Genomic DNA, 17,260 nt, shown 5'->3' with positions numbered 1-17,260 from the left:
GAGGGAAAAAATGTATTATTTTGAAGACACAACTAAAAAAGTCCATAAAGATGATTTGATCCTTCCTTCGTCAGCTATGATGTATGACGGTGTTTATCTTGAAAAAATGATCGATGGCTATCGTACATTGGCTGTAACGGGTAGGGAAATGCTGTCTCTTACGATAGAAACTCAAGAAACTCAGGTTGGAAGTATCAAACTAAATCAAAAATTACCCGCTCGAACCATCAAGGTGACTTATCAATTGATTGGAAAAGACGCAAAAGATGTACAGAAAAAATACCGTCAATTGATGCGTTTGCTTTATAAAGAGTCGGATGTTGAAATTCGCTTTAAAGATGATTTAGATTATCATTACCACGGACAATATATGACTACAGATGATGTTCGCGGAGATACCAATAGTATTATTGCTAGTTTTGAAATTCTTTGTAAAGATCCAAAAAAATATTCTGTATTATTACAAACAGATAGCACAATCACCACCTATTTACCCTATCAGACAACCCCTGAAAAGATTGAAGTTATTATTGAAAAATTTGGACCGTTAATGATTTCAAATGGTGATAAAACAATTAAAATCACCAGCTACAATTTAAGTGCAGGTGATCAAGTCACTTTTGATTTTTTAAAAGGAAAAGTTTTTGTAAATAAGCTGGATCAAACATTTCTACTCGATTTAGAAAGTGATTTTGAAAATTTTACGATCCAAGAAGGTCAAACTATAAGTTGTAGCAACGGGTCGATGATTATTTCTTATCGGGAGGTACAACTATGACCAAAAGTGTTTATTTCTTTGATGAACGTCAGCATTTACTTCGAATCGTTAAAGAAAATGAGTTGATCGAGGTTATACAGGAAAAAGAGATCACTTCAAATAAAGAAGAATTGATGAATGATACTTTAAATGTATCTACAATTTATGATGAAGAGCTAAAGCAAGCGGCTTACATGGCTGTAAAAGAAGAAAGTTCTTTTTATAGTTTGTACAGAATCATTTTAGACAGCGAAGAGGAAAATCTTTTATCCTTTGTTGGGATTAGTTTTGCGCCTGATGAGTTAGATTCCTATGTTGTTAAAAATGTACAAGTGAAAAACGAATCGATCAAGAATACCATACAAAAGTTACTGGTAGAAACAGAGTGGCGCATAGGTAAACTAGACTCTAAATTACCTGTAATAACAGAAGATTTTCGTTTTCTCTCTGTACGTGACGCTTTAAAAAATATTCAAGCACAAGGTTGCGAAATTCTATTCAAATATAAAATTGATGGTATCGGTATTACGGATAAATGGCTAGAAGTCTATCGTGAAATTGGCGAACAAAGCAATCAACGTTTTACGTATGGTGAGAAAGCATTAAGTATTGTAAAAGAACAAGACCGTAACCAAGTGTATACAAGTTTAATCGGTCGTGGTCGTGGCGAAGATGTTGGTGACGGCAAAGGGAAGCGAATCGAGTTTACTAATGTAGAGTGGAAAAAAGCCAATGGTAAGCCTTTAAATAAACCAAAAGGACAAAATTGGCTGGAATTTCCTGAGATGACCAAACAGTATGGCATTCCCTTAAAAAATGGTGGGATGAGAAGACGGGAAAAAGTCATCACGTTTGATGAAGAAGAAAGTCCAGAAAAATTACTACAAAAAACATACGATTCACTCATCGATTACTCTCGTCCACTTGTTCAATTTAAAACAGAAATCTTAGGTGGAGATACAATTGGTAATACCGTGACGATCCACCGTCATGATCGAAACTATCACTATCAAACACGAATTTTTAAAGTGAAAATCGATCGTTTAACAGGCAAAGTCGAAGCTGGTTTAGGAGATAATATTACAAAAAGTATTTCAAAAGCTACCTCTGATTTAAAAGGGAATGTCGATTCTTTGGACGAAAAGAAAATGACTTTTTATGATTCAGAAGAAATTTCAAAGTGGCAGGATGACATTATCCGTGGAGCAAAAGGTGGCTCAATAAAACTGATGAACGGAATCGAAACGGGAAAGTCAAATAGCCGTGAACCATATCAAATGGTGTGGATGAATAGGGATTCACTTGAAACAAGTGATCATTTTCTAGTTGCTAATAGTGAAGGTATCGGTTTTATTGATGGAGATTTTTATAAAGGAAAATATAAAACTGCTTGGACGATTGACGGGAAATTTAATGCTGATTTTATTCAAGCAGGTATATTAGAGGGAGTTACTGTCCAAACAAAGAAAGACAATGATTTTCAAATTAAGTTACAGTCTAATGGAACCATTGCTTTTAGAAATCAAAAAAAGAACGAAGAAGAATCTTGGATTGGTGCTGTAATAGATGGGAAAACAAAAGAACCAGTCGGTGTTGCCGTTTGTCAAATTCCTGGTTATCAGTTTTCAATTGGTTCAGCGGTTTCTAGAGAAGAAAGAGCACCAAGCGCGGTGTTTGAAATCCCTAAAGAATCAAACGCAACTAAGAAAATATGGCGATTACATGGACAAGGAGAAATTAATGGTGACTTAAACATTAATGGGAATCTAAACATTAAAGGAAAATTATTCTTAAATGGCAAAGAAATAACCGGCAATGGGAATGGCAGTGGCGGTAGTGGTGGAACTGGTGGTGGTTACCCACCAGAAGTAACGAGTCAAACAGACAAGTTTGCTTGGGATTTGTGGAGTTTTCTAACTTCTAATGGCTATAGCAAAGCCACAGCTGCAGGTATCTTAGGAAACGTTCAACAAGAAACTGGTGGAACGATGGATCCAGACACAGATCAAATCGGTGGACCAGCCTATGGTTTAGTGCAATGGGACGGCTCAAGCTATCCACTAATTGGTAGTCCAACTTGGGATGGTCGCGAGTACGTTAAACGTTTGATTGGAGCCGCTGGTATTACAAATGATTACCAATCAACATTAGCGCAAGCAAAATTAATTGATTGGTGTATGTACAATGGGCAGTGGATCGGCGCGGTTAATCCAACGAGTGTTAGTGGTTTTAAGGCAATTACAGACCCAGCTATAGCTGCGTATGCTTTTGAAATGAATTTTGAACGACCTAAAAATGCACATCCAGAAAGACAAGGCTATGCCCAAGAATGGTTTAACAAATTTAAAGATTTAAAACCATCAACTGGAGCAGGCAAAGCGGGGTTGGATCATTTAGAATCATTAGTTGGTCGCTATTGGGGCAATGGTCAATGTTATGCTGTACCAGCAGAATATTCAGGTTTTCTGGGTGGCTGTGGTTTAGGTGCTCAAACGAACTATCCTTTAAGTCATGTAATCGGAAATACTGAAGCTGCGGCTGATATTGGCAGCTCGTATGATTGGGCAGCAGTCGGCTGGAAAGTTATCTATCAACCTGAATATAAAGACCTGATGACAGGAGCCATAATTAACTGGAAACGCGGGGGAAATATTGGCGGATTCAATGTCGACTATACTTACGGTCACACTGGAGTCATTCGAGGTTTAACAAATGGTGGTTTCCAAACATATGAGCAAAATATCGGCAAAGGGCAAATTATCGAAAGATATGAACGAACTTGGGTCGGGTCAAGCGAAATCAGTTCAATCGTCATCCCACCAAAATAATCAATTTTTAGAAAGGAGTGAGTAAATGTCAATTGTATATCCAATTTTTTTATCAATCACACAACCAAACGATAACATTCCATCAATCATGATTCGTCAATTCGATGAAGGAACGCAAGTTTTGGCTGTGACAATAACGGAACATGGAAAACCAAAAGACATTTCAAATTTAACCCCTTTTTTCTGCGTCAAACAAGGGCATCATACTGGACTTGGGTTATCCGAGCAAAAAGTCACTAAAGTTATAGACGCCAAAAAAGGGAAATTAGAATATACATTAACAAATTACGATATGCAAAATGTCGGGGAAAATACTGCTTACTTTAGCTTTAGAGAACTTCAAAAAGATTTAAGTTGGAGACAACAATTTTCGACGAGAGATTTTGCTTATCAAGTCAAAGAAAGCATTTACGGCGAGGGAATCAAAGACAGTAACTATATTTGGACATTTGAAGAAATCTTACGCTATTTCACTGAATGGATAAAAACGTGTCAGGAAGTTTATGATGACTGGTATTTAGTGGCTAAAGAAGAGCTACAACGTATTATTGCAGAGTTTCAAGGTTGGATCACAACGAATCAAGAGCGGTATGACCAATGGACAACCACTCAAAGAGCAGAATTTGATAAGTGGTTTGCTACGATTAAAGAAATTTTAAATGAAAATGCTGCTGGTAATCTGTTGAATCTAATCGATGAATTAAAACAAGCTCATTTCACGTTGAAAAGCGGCGAGACAGGTATTCTTAGAACGATCCGAGATGATAAATTTAGCTTGAATCACGGCGTAACCAAATTAGGAACAGTGACACATAAAAAAGAAGCAGCGGCTTTAGTCGTAGCAGAAATTGATAGTGAAAAACAAAATACTTTCTTTTTAAGAAAGGTAGGTTCAGTTTAATGGCAAATGAAGTAGAGATCAAAAAAGTTATGGAAACTGATGAATCAGGTGTACAACGTCAGGTTTTTCCAGAAACACATGTCAGCGCAATTCTCGGTTTAGACAAAATCGAATCAACAGGAACAGGTGTGACATCAATCAATGGAAAAACGGGTGACGTTACGTTAACGGCCAAAGATTTAGGTGTCCAAGGCACAAGTATAACAATAGATAAGGTGGGAACAGTATGACAGATATCGTTGAATTAAAAAGTGATGGAGCCGTTGTTTATCCTAAAACACATGTAAATGCTGTGGAAGGATTAACAACAATTAAAGGTGAAAAAGGTGATCCAGGTCCAGCAGGTCCGAAAGGTGCAACTGGAGCTACGGGTGCAGTTGGTCCACAAGGTTTAAAAGGTGCAACTGGACCACAAGGACCAGCAGGAGTTAATGCAACAACGACTGTAGCTGCAACACAAACTGTTAACGGTTTGATGAGTGCAGCTGATAAGAAAAAACTAGATACATTACCAACAATAACGTTTAGTAAGGTGGGAGCAGTATAATGGCAGATATCGTACAATTAGAGGAAAAAGGGAACTTACTTTATCCAAAGACGCATACAAGTGCTATTGATAATTTTGATGAAGCAGTAGTCAAGAAAACTGGTAATGAGACAATTAATGGAATTAAGAATTTTACTCAAAGACCAACAGTGAATGGTAAGGATGTATTGTTTAACCAAGACACAGGGTGGATTCCGTTAAAATGGGCAAAGAATTTTAGAAACTATGGTAATAATGCAGTAAATGCACCTAAAATACGTTGTAAAAATGGGATCATTACTTTAATTGCGGCAGCTAATCCCGTAGCAACCATACCTAAAGAAATATATGATTATCCTTTTATTGAAGGAATTCCTCAAGAGTTTATACCAAATGACTTACCGTTGGTTAGTTGTGTAAGTCAAGGTTCTGGAAAAGCAATGTTTTTTGCGAAATTAGATAATGGAAAAAGATCAGTAATGATTGAACGCTATAGAGATGATAATGGATTTCTTGCTATTGAAACAAATTTTTGGTTACCAGTATGCCTGACTTGGCAACTATAGAGTATCGATGATTCATTAAGTTTTATTAAGTATAGGTATTTGCTATAACTAACCTAGTTACAATTTTGGGTTGTTTGTGCTTGAACGTATAAGAGAGACTACTTTGAGCTTGATAATTTGACCCTAAAAATTAGGTTGAAAATCTAATTTCTAGTATTGTTAGAAGCACTCAAAAAGCGCTAAATTTGAGTGCTTTTTTTTTACAAAAAATTTATCCTTTTTGATCCAAATTTTTTCTTGACCTACACATAACACTTATCGTAATATAGTTAGGAACCGAACTATATCGTAAGGAGGTAAATCATGGACAGAAAAATCGGTCTAAAAATCAGAATACTAGCCAACGAATTAAATCGAAAAGCGGCAGAAATCTTAAAAGAAGACAATGGCGAAGCATCATCAAGCATTCAAATGCGCATCCTCAACTTTATTCATCGTCGCAATAGCCAACAAATTCCAGTTTATCAAAAAGACATAGAACAAGAATTTGATATTCGTCGTTCCACTGCGACAGGCGTCTTACAAACGATGGAGAAACGCTTATTTATTGAACGGAGTAGTTGTAAAGAAGACAATCGTTTCAAAACCATAATTTTAACTGATTTAGGGCAACAAAAAGTCAAGGAAAATATCGTAAAGTTACATAAATTCGATGAATTATTAGTTCAGGGAATCTCAGAAGAAGACCTGACTATTTTCTTTAAGTTAATGGACAAACTTTCTGAGAACAGCAAAAAAATAAATAAGGAAGGTGAACGGGTTACATGATAAAAAAACTGATTGCCAATATAGGTGTCTATAAAAAAGAAAGTATTATTACGCCAATTTACGTAACTGGTGAAGTGATTTTAGATATCATCATTCCTTTAGTGATGGCGATGATGATCGATAATGGAATCGAAAAAGGTGATACAAAAGCTATTCTAATGTATGGAGCAATTTTATTTGTGTGTGCAATCATTGCTTTATTTTTTGGTGCGATGTCAGGTCGTTACGCAGCTGTTGCCTCTGCTGGTTTTGCCAAAAATTTACGAGATCAATTATTTGTCCGTATCCAAGGATTTTCATTCTCAAATATCGATCGTTTTTCTACATCAAGTTTGATTACTCGGATGACAACGGACGTGACCAATGTTCAAAATGCCTATCAAATGATTATTCGACTTTTAGTTCGTAGTCCGTTGATTATGATTTTTTCATTAGCGATGGCGTATAGTATCAATAAGGATTTATCATTGATTTATTTAGGCGTTGTACCATTTTTGATGATTGGTTTAGCAGCAGTTATTTATTTTGCTCATCCTAATTTTAATAAGGTTTTTCGTATTTATGACAAATTAAACAACGTTGTGCAGGAAAATCTACAGGGGATTCGTGTCGTTAAATCTTATGTAAGAGAAGAACATGAAGATGAAAAATTCAAAACCGTTTCTAAAGATATCTACAAAACATTCTCAAAAGCGCAAAGCATTGTTGCTTTTAATAATCCTATTTTACAGTTTGCAGTCTATACCTGTATGTTATTGATTTCTTGGTTAGGGGCAAAATTTGTAGTAGGGAGCACCTTAACTACTGGAGAATTAGTCAGTATGTTTACGTATACAATGCAGATTTTAATGAGCTTAAATATGTTATCTATGGTTTTTGTTATTGTGTTGATTGCACGAACTTCAGCCGAACGGATCACAGAAGTATTATCCGAGGAAAGTGATTTGAAAAATAATGCTAATCCTATTTATGAAGTGGCAGATGGATCTGTTCGTTTTAATGACGTGAGTTTCAGTTATGCTAATGATCTTGAAAAATTAGCATTGATGCATGCAAGCCTTGAAATCAAATCAGGTGAAGTAATTGGGATCGTAGGTGGCACAGGTAGTTCTAAATCAACCTTAGTACAGTTGATTCCAAGATTATACGACGTGACACAAGGATCAGTAGAAGTTGGCGGACGTGACGTGCGGGAGTACGATTTAAAATCATTGCGTGATCAAGTTAGCATGGTTTTACAAAATAATGTCCTATTTACAGGAACGATCAAAGAAAATCTGCGCTGGGGCAATGAACATGCCACTGATGAGGACTTGATCAGGGTTTGTAAAATCGCACAGGCTGATAGTTTTATCCAGGAGTTTCCTGATAAGTATGACACTGTTATTTCTCAAGGTGGAAATAATGTTTCTGGTGGTCAAAAACAACGTTTGTGTATTGCGCGAGCACTGCTGAAAAAACCGAAAATTCTCATTTTAGATGACTCAACGAGTGCGGTGGACACGAAAACAGATCGTCTGATCAGAGAAGGAATGAGACAAGAAATTCCTGGAACAACGACGTTTATCATTGGACAGCGTGTGTCTTCTATTGAAGATTCTGATCGTATTATTGTTATGGATAAAGGTCTGATCAATGCGATTGGCACTCATGATGAACTATTAGTTAGTAATGAGATTTATCAAGAAGTTTATGAGTCTCAAAAGAAAGGATTTGGTGAAGAGGATGCGTGATGAACAAACAAAAGGGATTCGCAAAAGTCAAGATCCTTTGAAAACATTGAAGCGACTGTTTTCATATATGTTTAAAAAATACAAATTTCTACTTGTACTAGTAATGATCCTCATTTTATTAAGTACCTTTGCCAATGTTCGCGGCTCTTTATTTCTGCAGGTAGTGATTGATGGTTATATTACGCCATTACTGGGACAAAGTAATCCTAATTTTTCAGGATTATTAAAAGCAATCACAACGATGGCGTTGATTTATGGTGTCGGGATCATTTCGAATTTAGGATTTAACCTAATCATGGTGCGAATCAGTGAAGGAACACAGAAAACAATTCGGGATGAAATGTTTACCCATCTTGAAACGTTGCCGATTCGTTATTTTGATTCCAATTCAGATGGGGATATCATGAGTCATTTTACGAACGATACAGATACCTTGCGTCAGATGATTTCTCAAAGTATTCCTAATCTAGTGGCAGCTGTGGTCAGCTTTGTGAGTGTATTTATTGCGATGTTTACCATTAGTGTTCCACTGACATTGGTCGTAATCGTTTCTGTTTCAGTAATGATTGTCACGATTCGAATGATCGCAGGACGCAGTAGTCGTTATTTTGGTAAACAACAACGAGATTTAGGAAAAGTAAATGGTTACATTGAAGAAATGATGCATGGACAAAAAGTGGTGAAAATTTTTAACCACGAGCCGCAAACAATCGAAGAATTCACGACAATCAATGAAGAACTGCGTCAAAGTGCTACTCAAGCCAATAAATATGCCAATAGCTTGATGCCGATCATGATGAATTTGTTAAACATCCAATATGTGCTTTTAGCCGTAGTTGGCGGAATCTTTTCAGTGTATGGTGTTTCTGGCTTAACGATCGGGATGATTGCTTCCTTTCTACAGCTAAGTCGCTCGCTGAACATGCCAATCAGTCAAGTTTCTCAACAAATTAATTTCGTAATCATGGCTTTAGCTGGAGCGGATCGGATTTTCACGTTGATCGATGAAAAGTCTGAAGTCGATGATGGCTATGTAACCCTAGTTAATGTAAATCGAGAAGCAAATGGACTTGTTGAAAGTGAAGCAAGAACAGGACTTTGGGCGTGGAAACATCCTCATAATGATGGAACAGTTACGTATACAGAATTGACTGGAGATGTGCGTTTTGAAGATGTGTCTTTTGGCTATACAGATAACAATCGGGTGTTAAAAGATATCAATTTATATGCTGAACCAGGTCAAAAAGTTGCCTTTGTTGGCGCGACTGGAGCAGGAAAAACAACAATTACTAACTTGATCAATCGTTTCTATGATATTCAAGAAGGAAAAATCCGTTATGATGGAATTAATGTGAAGAAAATCAAGAAAAGTTCTTTGAGAAGATCATTAGGGATCGTGCTGCAGGATACCCATTTATTTACAGGAACGATTCGTGAAAATATTCGTTATGGAAAGTTGGATGCATCAGATGAAGATGTCATCAAGGCAGCTCAATTAGCCAATGCAGAAGACTTTATCAAAAACTTACCAGAGAAATATGATACTGTTATCACAGGTGACGGTGAAGGTTTATCTCAAGGGCAACGTCAGTTATTGTCGATTGCTCGGGCGGCTATCGCTGATCCACCGGTAATGATTTTAGATGAAGCAACTTCTAGTATCGACACGAGAACAGAAAAACATGTGCAAGCTGGAATGGATCGTTTGATGAAAGGGAGAACGGTATTTGTTATCGCTCATCGATTGTCGACAATTCAAAATTCAGATGCGATTATGGTAATGGATCATGGACGTATTATTGAACGAGGTAGCCATGAAGATTTACTTGCAGAAAAGGGAATTTATCATCAGCTCTATACAGGGAAAGTAGAACTTTCATAAGAAAAATAAAAAAACACCAACTAGTACTAGTTGGTGTTTTTCGCTATAAACGTTTAAATAATACGCCAAGAGAGATTCGAACTCCCGACCGCTCGCTTAGAAGGCGAGTGCTCTATCCAGCTGAGCTATTGGCGCAAAATGTTAACGCAACAGAATTTATTATAATGAACATCTAAAACAAAGTCAATCATAAATTAGAAATAACAACAAAGTTTTTTTTAAAAGTAGTTTATATTGCTAAATCACTAAGTTTTTATTGACTCTCGCGCCTTATTTTGATATGATGTTAATGTTGTAATTGTGGACTCCACAGCTACAACCGCACAGAACAAGTATTGTAAGTATGACAATAGTCATCACTTGGGATGGCGAGTCTAAGTCTAGAAGAAGGAGGTGCTGTATAGCATGTACGCAATTATCAAAACTGGTGGTAAACAAGTAAAAGTTGAGGTAGGTCAAGCAATTTACGTTGAAAAATTAGACGTAGAAGCTGGCGAAAAAGTTGTTTTTGACGAAGTTATCTTAGTGGGTGGCGAATCTACGAAAGTAGGAGCTCCAACTGTCGCAGGTGCAACTGTCGAAGGAACTGTAGAAAAACACGGCAAACAAAAGAAAGTCGTGACTTTCAAATACAAACCTAAAAAACACACTCACCGCAAACAAGGTCACCGTCAACCATATACAAAAGTTGTAATCAACGCAATCAACGCATAATTCTTTTAAGTTGCATAGGAAAGAAGGCCTATCAATGATTAAAAGTTCTTTTAAACGAAATGGCGCAGGCCAAATTGTTTCTTTTGAAGTCTCAGGGCATGCGGAATCAGGGCCATATGGCAGCGACATCGTTTGTGCAGCAGTGTCTGCTTTAACGATTAGCACCGTCAATGGTATTGATGCATTAGCTGGCTTTGAACCGATTGTCGAAACCAACGAAGATGAAGGTGGTTACCTTTATGTTGAAGTGATTTCAAATGCCAATCAGGAACAAACCAACATAGCCCAAATTCTCTTGGAAAACCTTTTATTAGGTCTACAAGCAGTCGAGCAAGAAAATCTTGAATTTATTCAAGTCAAAACCATAAATGAAAAATAGGAGGTGCAGACTATGTTATTAAACATGAATTTACAATTATTCGCCCACAAAAAAGGTGGAGGTTCTACTTCCAACGGACGTGATTCAGAATCTAAACGCTTAGGCGCTAAAAGTGCTGATGGACAAACAGTAACTGGTGGATCAATTTTATACCGTCAACGCGGAACTAAAATTTACCCAGGTGCTAACGTAGGTATTGGCGGAGATGACACTTTATTTGCTAAAGTAGACGGCGTAGTACGTTTTGAACGTAAAGGCCGTGACAAAAAACAAGTGTCTGTTTACCCAGTAGCTCAATAGTAATTTTAAAAAGTTGCTCTAACCCTTGTCAGATGGGGGTTAGAGCTTTTTTTGTTTGCTTTAAATTTTGCTCGACCTGAAACAACTAAAAGCTTGCAAACTAGTTAGTTGTTTAACTGTTTGCACTTTAGATTTCTTGGTTATATGAGTATAAATATCCATGGTCATTTTTTTCGAGTAAAATACCGTCCATCCGTTCGGGCAGTATTTTATATTTAATTGAAAATCAATACTAAGCTAAACTAAGTCCTAGGCAGTCTATCTGTCTATTCACTTTGCAAGAGTGACTCAACCTGCTTTCTCTAATAAGGCGGTATTTTTAGTTGTAAATATCTGTGTTAGTTCGCGATTTGAGACATGGGAAGTACTTATGAATGAGATATTAAAATTACAAATTTGTTAGTTAAATATGTGGTTAAAATCGGTCTACTAGTGTTAGACTATATTAAATTTAATCATATGAGGTGAGGATATATGAAGAAAATACTTGGACTGATTGCACTATGTATACTTGGATACTTTGGTTTTGACTATTACAATCAAACATACAATACTGCTACAGCATATGCACAGGTGCCAGCTACCATTCCTGTCAAAGCAGAAACATTAGATATGGATGGTAAAAAGGTAAGCAATAGTTACTCTTACAAGTACACCGTTACATTCGTGAAAGAAAATGGAGACAAAAAAGAGATGGATTTTGAGTTGACAGGGGAAAATCCAAAACCATTTGAACCTGGAACATTCATCAAAGCAGAAATAAGTAAAGAAAGAGTAAATAGTCCTACTCAAGTTCTAGAAAGTGAAGTTCCAAGTAAAGTGAAAGCAGAATTTAGTAATTAAAATTTCTAATTTAGGGTGTGTGGGACACAAGTGAAAAGCACTTTTGTTTCACACACTAACTACAAATAAACAGTGGAAACAGAAGCAACCTCTTTTCATTATTTGGCTCATTTTGTTTTTTGCAAGAACTGATTAACAAGATAAGTATGGGAATTTCAAAAATATATCTCTTTTTCATTTAATCGACTCCATGTTTTAATTATAAATTACGTTCACATGATTTAGTAATTCCTCACTTGAAACTAGCAATTATAGGACTTTTTTATTATATATATTGTCTGAGGCATATTCTTATTTTTGGCGAAGTCATTAACAAACCATTAAAAAATTTTAACTTACGAGAATTTTTTTTTTATGGTAGCATGAACTCTGTTACAAAAAATAGAGGAGTGTGTTTTATGCCGCAAAATAAAAAAGAAGGAATATTTTTCACCACGATTGTTTGTTTTTCAATGGTGATTTCAATGAGTGCCTATAATCTTTTATTACATGGACAGTTTTCAGTAAGTAATTTACTTGGTGGATTGGTGCCGGGGTTTATCGTAGCATTTTTATTTGATGTCTTAGTGGTTTCGTCACCAGCGAAGAAGATTGCCTTTGCTTTACCTGTCAATAAAGAGAAAAAAATTCATATGATCATTGCTGTTTCAAGTTGTATGGTTTTAGGAATGGTCTTTTTTATGTCAATGTATGGCGTTGTTATGCAATTTGGCTTTTCAGAAAATTTCTTGAGGTATTATGTTGAGGGCTTTTCTAAAAATTTGATCATGGCTTTGCCGTTGCAATTATTAATTGTAGGTCCAATCTGTAGAAGAATCTTAAGTATGAGTCGACAAAGTAGTTGGTTGAAAGAAAACAGCCCAACGAATGATTAAACAAATTAAATGAAGGAGCTTGGAGTGTGACTTATAGAGTTATATTCCATCCTCTTTCATTTTTTTAAGATAATTGAGAGAAAAGAGGGTCAAGCTTTCCAAAAAAGTTATAAAATTGTTATAATTAGTAGAATCTTGTTTGAGGAGGCTTTCAATGATGGAGATACATGAGCGAATTGTTCGGTTGTTAAATTCAAGTACGGTATTTTTGATTTCTACAATCGACAAACGTGATTTTCCAACGGTTATCGCTGTTTCTGAGCCGTTATGGAGAGAAGGGCTGCTAAAATTACAATTTTACTTGGATGGAAATGGTGAAACGGTTAAAAATATTCAATGTAATCCGAATGGATCTGTTTGTTGTTACGAGGAAATAGAACATGAAAGTCTGCTTTTAAAAGGGAAATTTACGACTGAACCTATTGAGTCTTTAGAGACGATTACGCCTAAATTAACGTCATATCAAAAAGAATTAAATCACCAAGATCCTGTTCTGGTGACTTTTGAAACATGGACAGCTAGGATACATATGGATAAAAAAACGAAAGATATTATTGTTTAGTAGCAGAAGCTGCAGTTTAAATTCAAATAGAATCTAATAATTTTATGATAGAAGGAGTCGAGAAGCGACATAATGTTCTCTGCTCTTTTTGTTTTTTTCAAGGTTAATTCATTTTTTTAAGTAATTTTTGTAGACTTTTATTTTTTCTTAATAAGAGTTCATGATTTATTCAAAGAGTTTTATGTTTGAGTTAAGTATTTTTGGTTATAGTTAATCTACAGAGAGCGATAGACAATTTTTTCTTGTTTTTCATCTTTGTTAGGAAAGGGGGAATGGCGATGTACGCTGTAAAAGTATTACATGGGTATATTAGTAAAGACGGACAACGTACAAGGGATAAAAATCTTGCTCGAATCTTTAAAAATAAAAATTACGCAGAAAAATTCGCTGATAAAATCGGTGGTCGAGTTAAAGTAATTGGATAAATGGATATACTAACAGGAAAAAACAACCCCAAAAATTTTATGTTTTTGGGGTTGTTTTTTGTAGTGGAAACCTAGACATAGATATCAAAAACAGCAATTTCCGGTGGAACTCTAAAACGTGCTGGAATTTTTGTAGTGCCCAAACCTGTGTTGACATATAACGTTGTATCGTTAGCTAAATTGTAAAAACCTTCAAAGTATTTTTCTGCCATCACATTTTTGATCGTTAGAAAAGGGATTTTTACCTGTCCGCCATGGCTATGACCGGATAAGACCAATTGAATATTTTGATCGAGTACTGCATCGGCAGAATCCGGTTCATGACTCAACAAAATAGTATAATCGCTTTGGCGATCAGCTAATGCATCAGTGATAGAAGAATTTCCTAGTAAAGAATCATCCAAACCCGCTATGTATATGGATTTTCCACTAGGTAATGAAACGTTCGTTCCTGAATTTTCCAATAACTGAAAATCAGCAGCAGCAAGTATTTCTGGATATACACGAGCAGCGCCACCGCCATAATCATGGTTACCCCAAACCGCGTATTTGCCTAAAGGTGCTGTTAAACGACTTAAGGCAGCAATCACTTCGTCTGCAGGTCCATAATTTGCGTAGTTATCAAACAAGTCACCTGTGAATAAAATAATATCTGGTTTTTCGTTATTTACTTTTGTTACAATTTTTTCTAGCTGTGCCGCAGGATATTTTTCTTGAATATGGATGTCTGAAAGTTGAACGACTTTCACTGGCTTTTGGCCATCATTATTTCCGATTGAGTAATTATGTGTGACGATTCTTTTTGGCTCTATAAAAAAGGCATAGAGAACCATACCGATGATTGCTAAGAATAATAGGTAGATAAAGTATCTTTTTTTCATTAGTGACCTCACTTTCAATCTTTACTATAACGAAAATAGGTTAAAAAAAGGTAAACAAACCTTATAAATGAAGAAACTTTAGAATAATTTAGAGGTTGTTAGTCTTCGGTGTTTTTAAAAATTATTATTTGCTATAATAGAGAAGAACTTATATTGGAAAGAAGGATGAAAAAATGATGGTAAGAGTAAATAAATTAAGAGCGTTAATGAAAAAGAATGATCTTTCAGGTTTTCTGATTACAAGCCCATATAATTTACGGTATTTAACAAATTTTACAGGAACAACTGGATTGGCTGTAATTACTTTAGATAAGGCGTTTTTTATAACTGATTTTCGTTATACAGAACAAGCAGCAGAGCAAGCGCAAGGTTTTGAAATCATTCAAAATACTGGTCCAATCTATGATGAAGTTGTAGCAATCGCAGAAAAAGAGCAATTAGCTAATTTAGCGTTTGAAGAAACACACGTTAGTTTTGCGGAATATAGTTTACTAGAAGAAATCACACCTTGCGATTTGATTCCTGTAGCAGGTTTAATCGAAGAGCTACGTGAAGTTAAAGATGAAGAAGAAATTGCGATTATCGAAAAAGCCTGCAGCATTGCAGATCTTGGTTTTAAGCACATTTTAACAGTTATCAAACCAGGCATGACAGAAATTGAAATTGCGAACCAATTAGATTTTTATATGCGATCTTTAGGAGCTTCTGGTGTATCTTTTGAAACAATCGTTGCAAGTGGCGTTCGCTCTGCGATGCCTCATGGTGTGGCAAGTGAAAAAATCATCGAAAAAGGTGATTTGATTACGTTAGATTTTGGTTGTTATTATCAAGGATACGTTTCTGATATGACTCGGACATTTGCGATTGGTGAACCAGATAGTAAACTGAAAGACATTTATCAAATCGTTCTAGAAGCACAATTAAAAGTGTTAGACGAAGCAAAACCAGGATTAACTGGTATTCAGCTGGATGCAATTGCTCGTGATCATATTGCTTCTTACGGATATGGCGAAGCGTTTGGTCATAGCACAGGTCATGGCATCGGCTTAGAAATTCATGAAGGTCCAAATGTTTCCTTTAGAGCAGATCAACAATTTGTTCCAGGTAACGTGATTACTGATGAACCGGGTATTTATTTAGCAGGTCTTGGCGGTGTTAGAATCGAAGATGATTTATTGATCACTAAAGAAGGCAACCGTGTCTTGACTCACTCACCTAAAGAATTAATAATATTATAAAAATGTTTTTGACTCATTTTCTCATGGTTTTTTTGGTAGCGAAACAAGCTGTTTAATGATAAACTAGGGAAGAATGGAAGCATAGATAGGTAAATGAATTGTGACGAAAAACGTTATTCTCTGATTTTCCTATCAGAACGGAACGTTGTTACCTATATTATAAGGAGGATTAAAATGACTGAAGAAAAAAATCTAGTGATCAATACAAAAGATGCTTTAGGTGAGATTGTTATCGCACCGGAAGTAATTGAAGTCATTATTGGTATTGCAGCATCTAAAGTAGATGGCGTATACGGTATGCGTGGAACATTTGCTAATAATGTAACAGAATTTCTTGGCCGTGCTGCTCACGGTAAAGGCGTTTATTTAAGAGCTGAAGAAGAAGGTCTTAAAGTTGATATTTACTGTTACTTAAATTATGGTATTTCAGTACCTAAAGTCGCTTTAGAAATGCAAGATCGTGTGAAACAGCAAGTGTTGTTTATGACAGATATCGATTTAGTGGAAGTCAATATTCACGTAGTAGCAGTAGTTCCAGAAAAACTACCTGAACCAGATTTTGATGAATTATTCCCGGAAGATGAGGGAGAAAATGAGTAAGCCAAGTTTCACTCGTCACGAGATTCGTGAAAAGGCGCTTCAAGCGTTATTTCCTTTAGATTTTAATGTTGACTTAACAAAACAAGATGCGATTTCTTATGCATTAGAGTTAGATAATCAAGAAATCATTAGTGAAGATGGGGAAGAATTTGTCCCAACTTATTTAGATTTATTGGTAGGCGGCGTTTGTGATCGAAAAGCAGAACTTGACGAGATTATCAAAAAACATTTAGGTAACAATTGGTCGATTTCGCGTATTGCCAAGATGGATCTGATCATTTTACGTATGGCTATTTTTGAAATGCTTTATGTTGGTGATGTTCCTAATACAGTTGCTTTAGATGAAGCAATCGAATTAGCTAAAAAATACAGTGATGATCGTTCAAGAAAATTCGTTAACGGTGTGTTAGCCAATGTAATGAAAGATATTGATTCAAAGTAGAAATACTTTGAATCTTTTTTGTTGTGAATCACTACGACTG

20 protein-coding genes, 1 tRNA gene and 1 other annotated feature are annotated in these 17,260 nt (G+C 35.8%); of the genes, 19 read left to right on the top strand and 2 right to left on the bottom strand.

Going from position 1 to position 17,260, the window contains the following annotated elements:
- Positions 1-10: 10 nt before the first annotated feature.
- From JZO69_RS02315 to JZO69_RS02275, 9 genes are all read left to right on the top strand, one after another.
- On the top strand, positions 11-778 hold the full coding sequence (locus JZO69_RS02315; RefSeq protein ID WP_207111290.1) for a distal tail protein Dit: 768 nt from the start codon (positions 11-13) through the stop codon (positions 776-778).
- Positions 775-3,585: a phage tail spike protein gene (locus JZO69_RS02310; RefSeq protein ID WP_207111289.1), complete on the top strand. Its 2,811-nt coding sequence runs from the start codon at positions 775-777 to the stop codon at positions 3,583-3,585. Before JZO69_RS02315 ends, JZO69_RS02310 begins: the two co-directional genes overlap by 4 nt.
- Positions 3,586-3,610: 25 nt before the next feature.
- Positions 3,611-4,486 carry a phage baseplate upper protein gene (locus tag JZO69_RS02305; protein WP_207111288.1) on the top strand — a complete coding sequence of 292 codons (876 nt, stop codon included), beginning with the start codon at positions 3,611-3,613 and terminating at the stop codon, positions 4,484-4,486.
- On the top strand, positions 4,486-4,716 hold the full coding sequence (locus JZO69_RS02300; protein WP_207111287.1) for a hypothetical protein: 231 nt from the start codon (positions 4,486-4,488) through the stop codon (positions 4,714-4,716). Before JZO69_RS02305 ends, JZO69_RS02300 begins: the two co-directional genes overlap by 1 nt.
- Positions 4,713-5,033: a collagen-like protein gene (locus tag JZO69_RS02295; protein ID WP_207111286.1), complete on the top strand. Its 321-nt coding sequence runs from the start codon at positions 4,713-4,715 to the stop codon at positions 5,031-5,033. Before JZO69_RS02300 ends, JZO69_RS02295 begins: the two co-directional genes overlap by 4 nt.
- Positions 5,033-5,578: a hypothetical protein gene (locus tag JZO69_RS02290; protein WP_207111285.1), complete on the top strand. Its 546-nt coding sequence runs from the start codon at positions 5,033-5,035 to the stop codon at positions 5,576-5,578. The genes JZO69_RS02295 and JZO69_RS02290 overlap by 1 nt, the downstream gene beginning before the upstream one ends.
- Before the next feature lie 303 nt (positions 5,579-5,881).
- Positions 5,882-6,346: a MarR family winged helix-turn-helix transcriptional regulator gene (locus tag JZO69_RS02285; protein ID WP_207111284.1), complete on the top strand. Its 465-nt coding sequence runs from the start codon at positions 5,882-5,884 to the stop codon at positions 6,344-6,346.
- On the top strand, positions 6,343-8,079 hold the full coding sequence (locus JZO69_RS02280) for an ABC transporter ATP-binding protein (protein ID WP_207111283.1): 1,737 nt from the start codon (positions 6,343-6,345) through the stop codon (positions 8,077-8,079). Before JZO69_RS02285 ends, JZO69_RS02280 begins: the two co-directional genes overlap by 4 nt.
- Positions 8,072-9,961 (top strand): ABC transporter ATP-binding protein, encoded by a 1,890-nt coding sequence (locus JZO69_RS02275; RefSeq protein ID WP_207111282.1) that lies wholly within the window; start codon positions 8,072-8,074, stop codon positions 9,959-9,961. Before JZO69_RS02280 ends, JZO69_RS02275 begins: the two co-directional genes overlap by 8 nt.
- A 61-nt stretch (positions 9,962-10,022) precedes the next feature.
- Here the strand turns inward: JZO69_RS02275 and JZO69_RS02270 are convergent.
- Positions 10,023-10,096: transfer RNA gene (locus JZO69_RS02270), tRNA-Arg, on the bottom strand.
- 172 nt (positions 10,097-10,268) lie between these two features.
- Positions 10,269-10,347 (top strand) — a sequence feature (ribosomal protein L21 leader region).
- Between the two features lie 19 nt (positions 10,348-10,366).
- On the opposite strand from JZO69_RS02270, the gene rplU reads away from it, so the two are divergent.
- From rplU to JZO69_RS02235, 7 genes are all read left to right on the top strand, one after another.
- A complete protein-coding gene (gene rplU / locus JZO69_RS02265) occupies positions 10,367-10,675 on the top strand; it encodes a 50S ribosomal protein L21 (RefSeq protein ID WP_010762829.1) in 309 nt (102 codons plus the stop codon).
- A gap of 34 nt (positions 10,676-10,709) precedes the next feature.
- Entirely contained in the window at positions 10,710-11,054 is a 345-nt protein-coding gene (locus tag JZO69_RS02260) for a ribosomal-processing cysteine protease Prp (RefSeq protein ID WP_069646256.1), read from the top strand.
- A gap of 12 nt (positions 11,055-11,066) precedes the next feature.
- Positions 11,067-11,354 carry a 50S ribosomal protein L27 gene (rpmA, locus tag JZO69_RS02255; protein WP_010762831.1) on the top strand — a complete coding sequence of 96 codons (288 nt, stop codon included), beginning with the start codon at positions 11,067-11,069 and terminating at the stop codon, positions 11,352-11,354.
- Positions 11,355-11,828: 474 nt separating this feature from the next.
- Complete coding sequence (locus JZO69_RS02250) at positions 11,829-12,197, top strand: YxeA family protein (RefSeq protein ID WP_207111281.1); 369 nt, start codon at positions 11,829-11,831, stop codon at positions 12,195-12,197.
- Between the two features lie 398 nt (positions 12,198-12,595).
- Positions 12,596-13,072, top strand: a complete 477-nt coding sequence (locus tag JZO69_RS02245; protein ID WP_207111280.1) for a DUF2798 domain-containing protein — start codon at positions 12,596-12,598, stop codon at positions 13,070-13,072.
- A gap of 154 nt (positions 13,073-13,226) precedes the next feature.
- Complete coding sequence (locus tag JZO69_RS02240; protein WP_242586489.1) at positions 13,227-13,634, top strand: pyridoxamine 5'-phosphate oxidase family protein; 408 nt, start codon at positions 13,227-13,229, stop codon at positions 13,632-13,634.
- A 278-nt stretch (positions 13,635-13,912) separates the two neighbouring features.
- Positions 13,913-14,059: a hypothetical protein gene (locus JZO69_RS02235; protein WP_207111279.1), complete on the top strand. Its 147-nt coding sequence runs from the start codon at positions 13,913-13,915 to the stop codon at positions 14,057-14,059.
- Positions 14,060-14,130: 71 nt separating this feature from the next.
- Here JZO69_RS02235 and JZO69_RS02230 read toward each other — a convergent pair whose 3' ends face one another.
- Positions 14,131-14,940 (bottom strand): metallophosphoesterase, encoded by an 810-nt coding sequence (locus JZO69_RS02230; RefSeq protein ID WP_207111278.1) that lies wholly within the window; start codon positions 14,938-14,940, stop codon positions 14,131-14,133.
- 173 nt (positions 14,941-15,113) lie between these two features.
- On the opposite strand from JZO69_RS02230, the gene JZO69_RS02225 reads away from it, so the two are divergent.
- From JZO69_RS02225 to nusB, 3 genes are all read left to right on the top strand, one after another.
- On the top strand, positions 15,114-16,178 hold the full coding sequence (locus JZO69_RS02225) for a M24 family metallopeptidase (RefSeq protein WP_207111277.1): 1,065 nt from the start codon (positions 15,114-15,116) through the stop codon (positions 16,176-16,178).
- Positions 16,179-16,352: 174 nt separating this feature from the next.
- Positions 16,353-16,778 (top strand): Asp23/Gls24 family envelope stress response protein, encoded by a 426-nt coding sequence (locus tag JZO69_RS02220; RefSeq protein WP_207111276.1) that lies wholly within the window; start codon positions 16,353-16,355, stop codon positions 16,776-16,778.
- Positions 16,771-17,220, top strand: a complete 450-nt coding sequence (gene nusB / locus JZO69_RS02215) for a transcription antitermination factor NusB (RefSeq protein ID WP_170922974.1) — start codon at positions 16,771-16,773, stop codon at positions 17,218-17,220. The genes JZO69_RS02220 and nusB overlap by 8 nt, the downstream gene beginning before the upstream one ends.
- Positions 17,221-17,260 lie beyond the last annotated feature (40 nt).

The organism is Candidatus Enterococcus ikei (assembly GCF_017316105.1).
GTDB classification, from domain to species: Bacteria; Bacillota; Bacilli; order Lactobacillales; family Enterococcaceae; genus Enterococcus_L; species Enterococcus_L ikei.
This window is presented reverse-complemented; position numbering and strand designations above follow the sequence as displayed.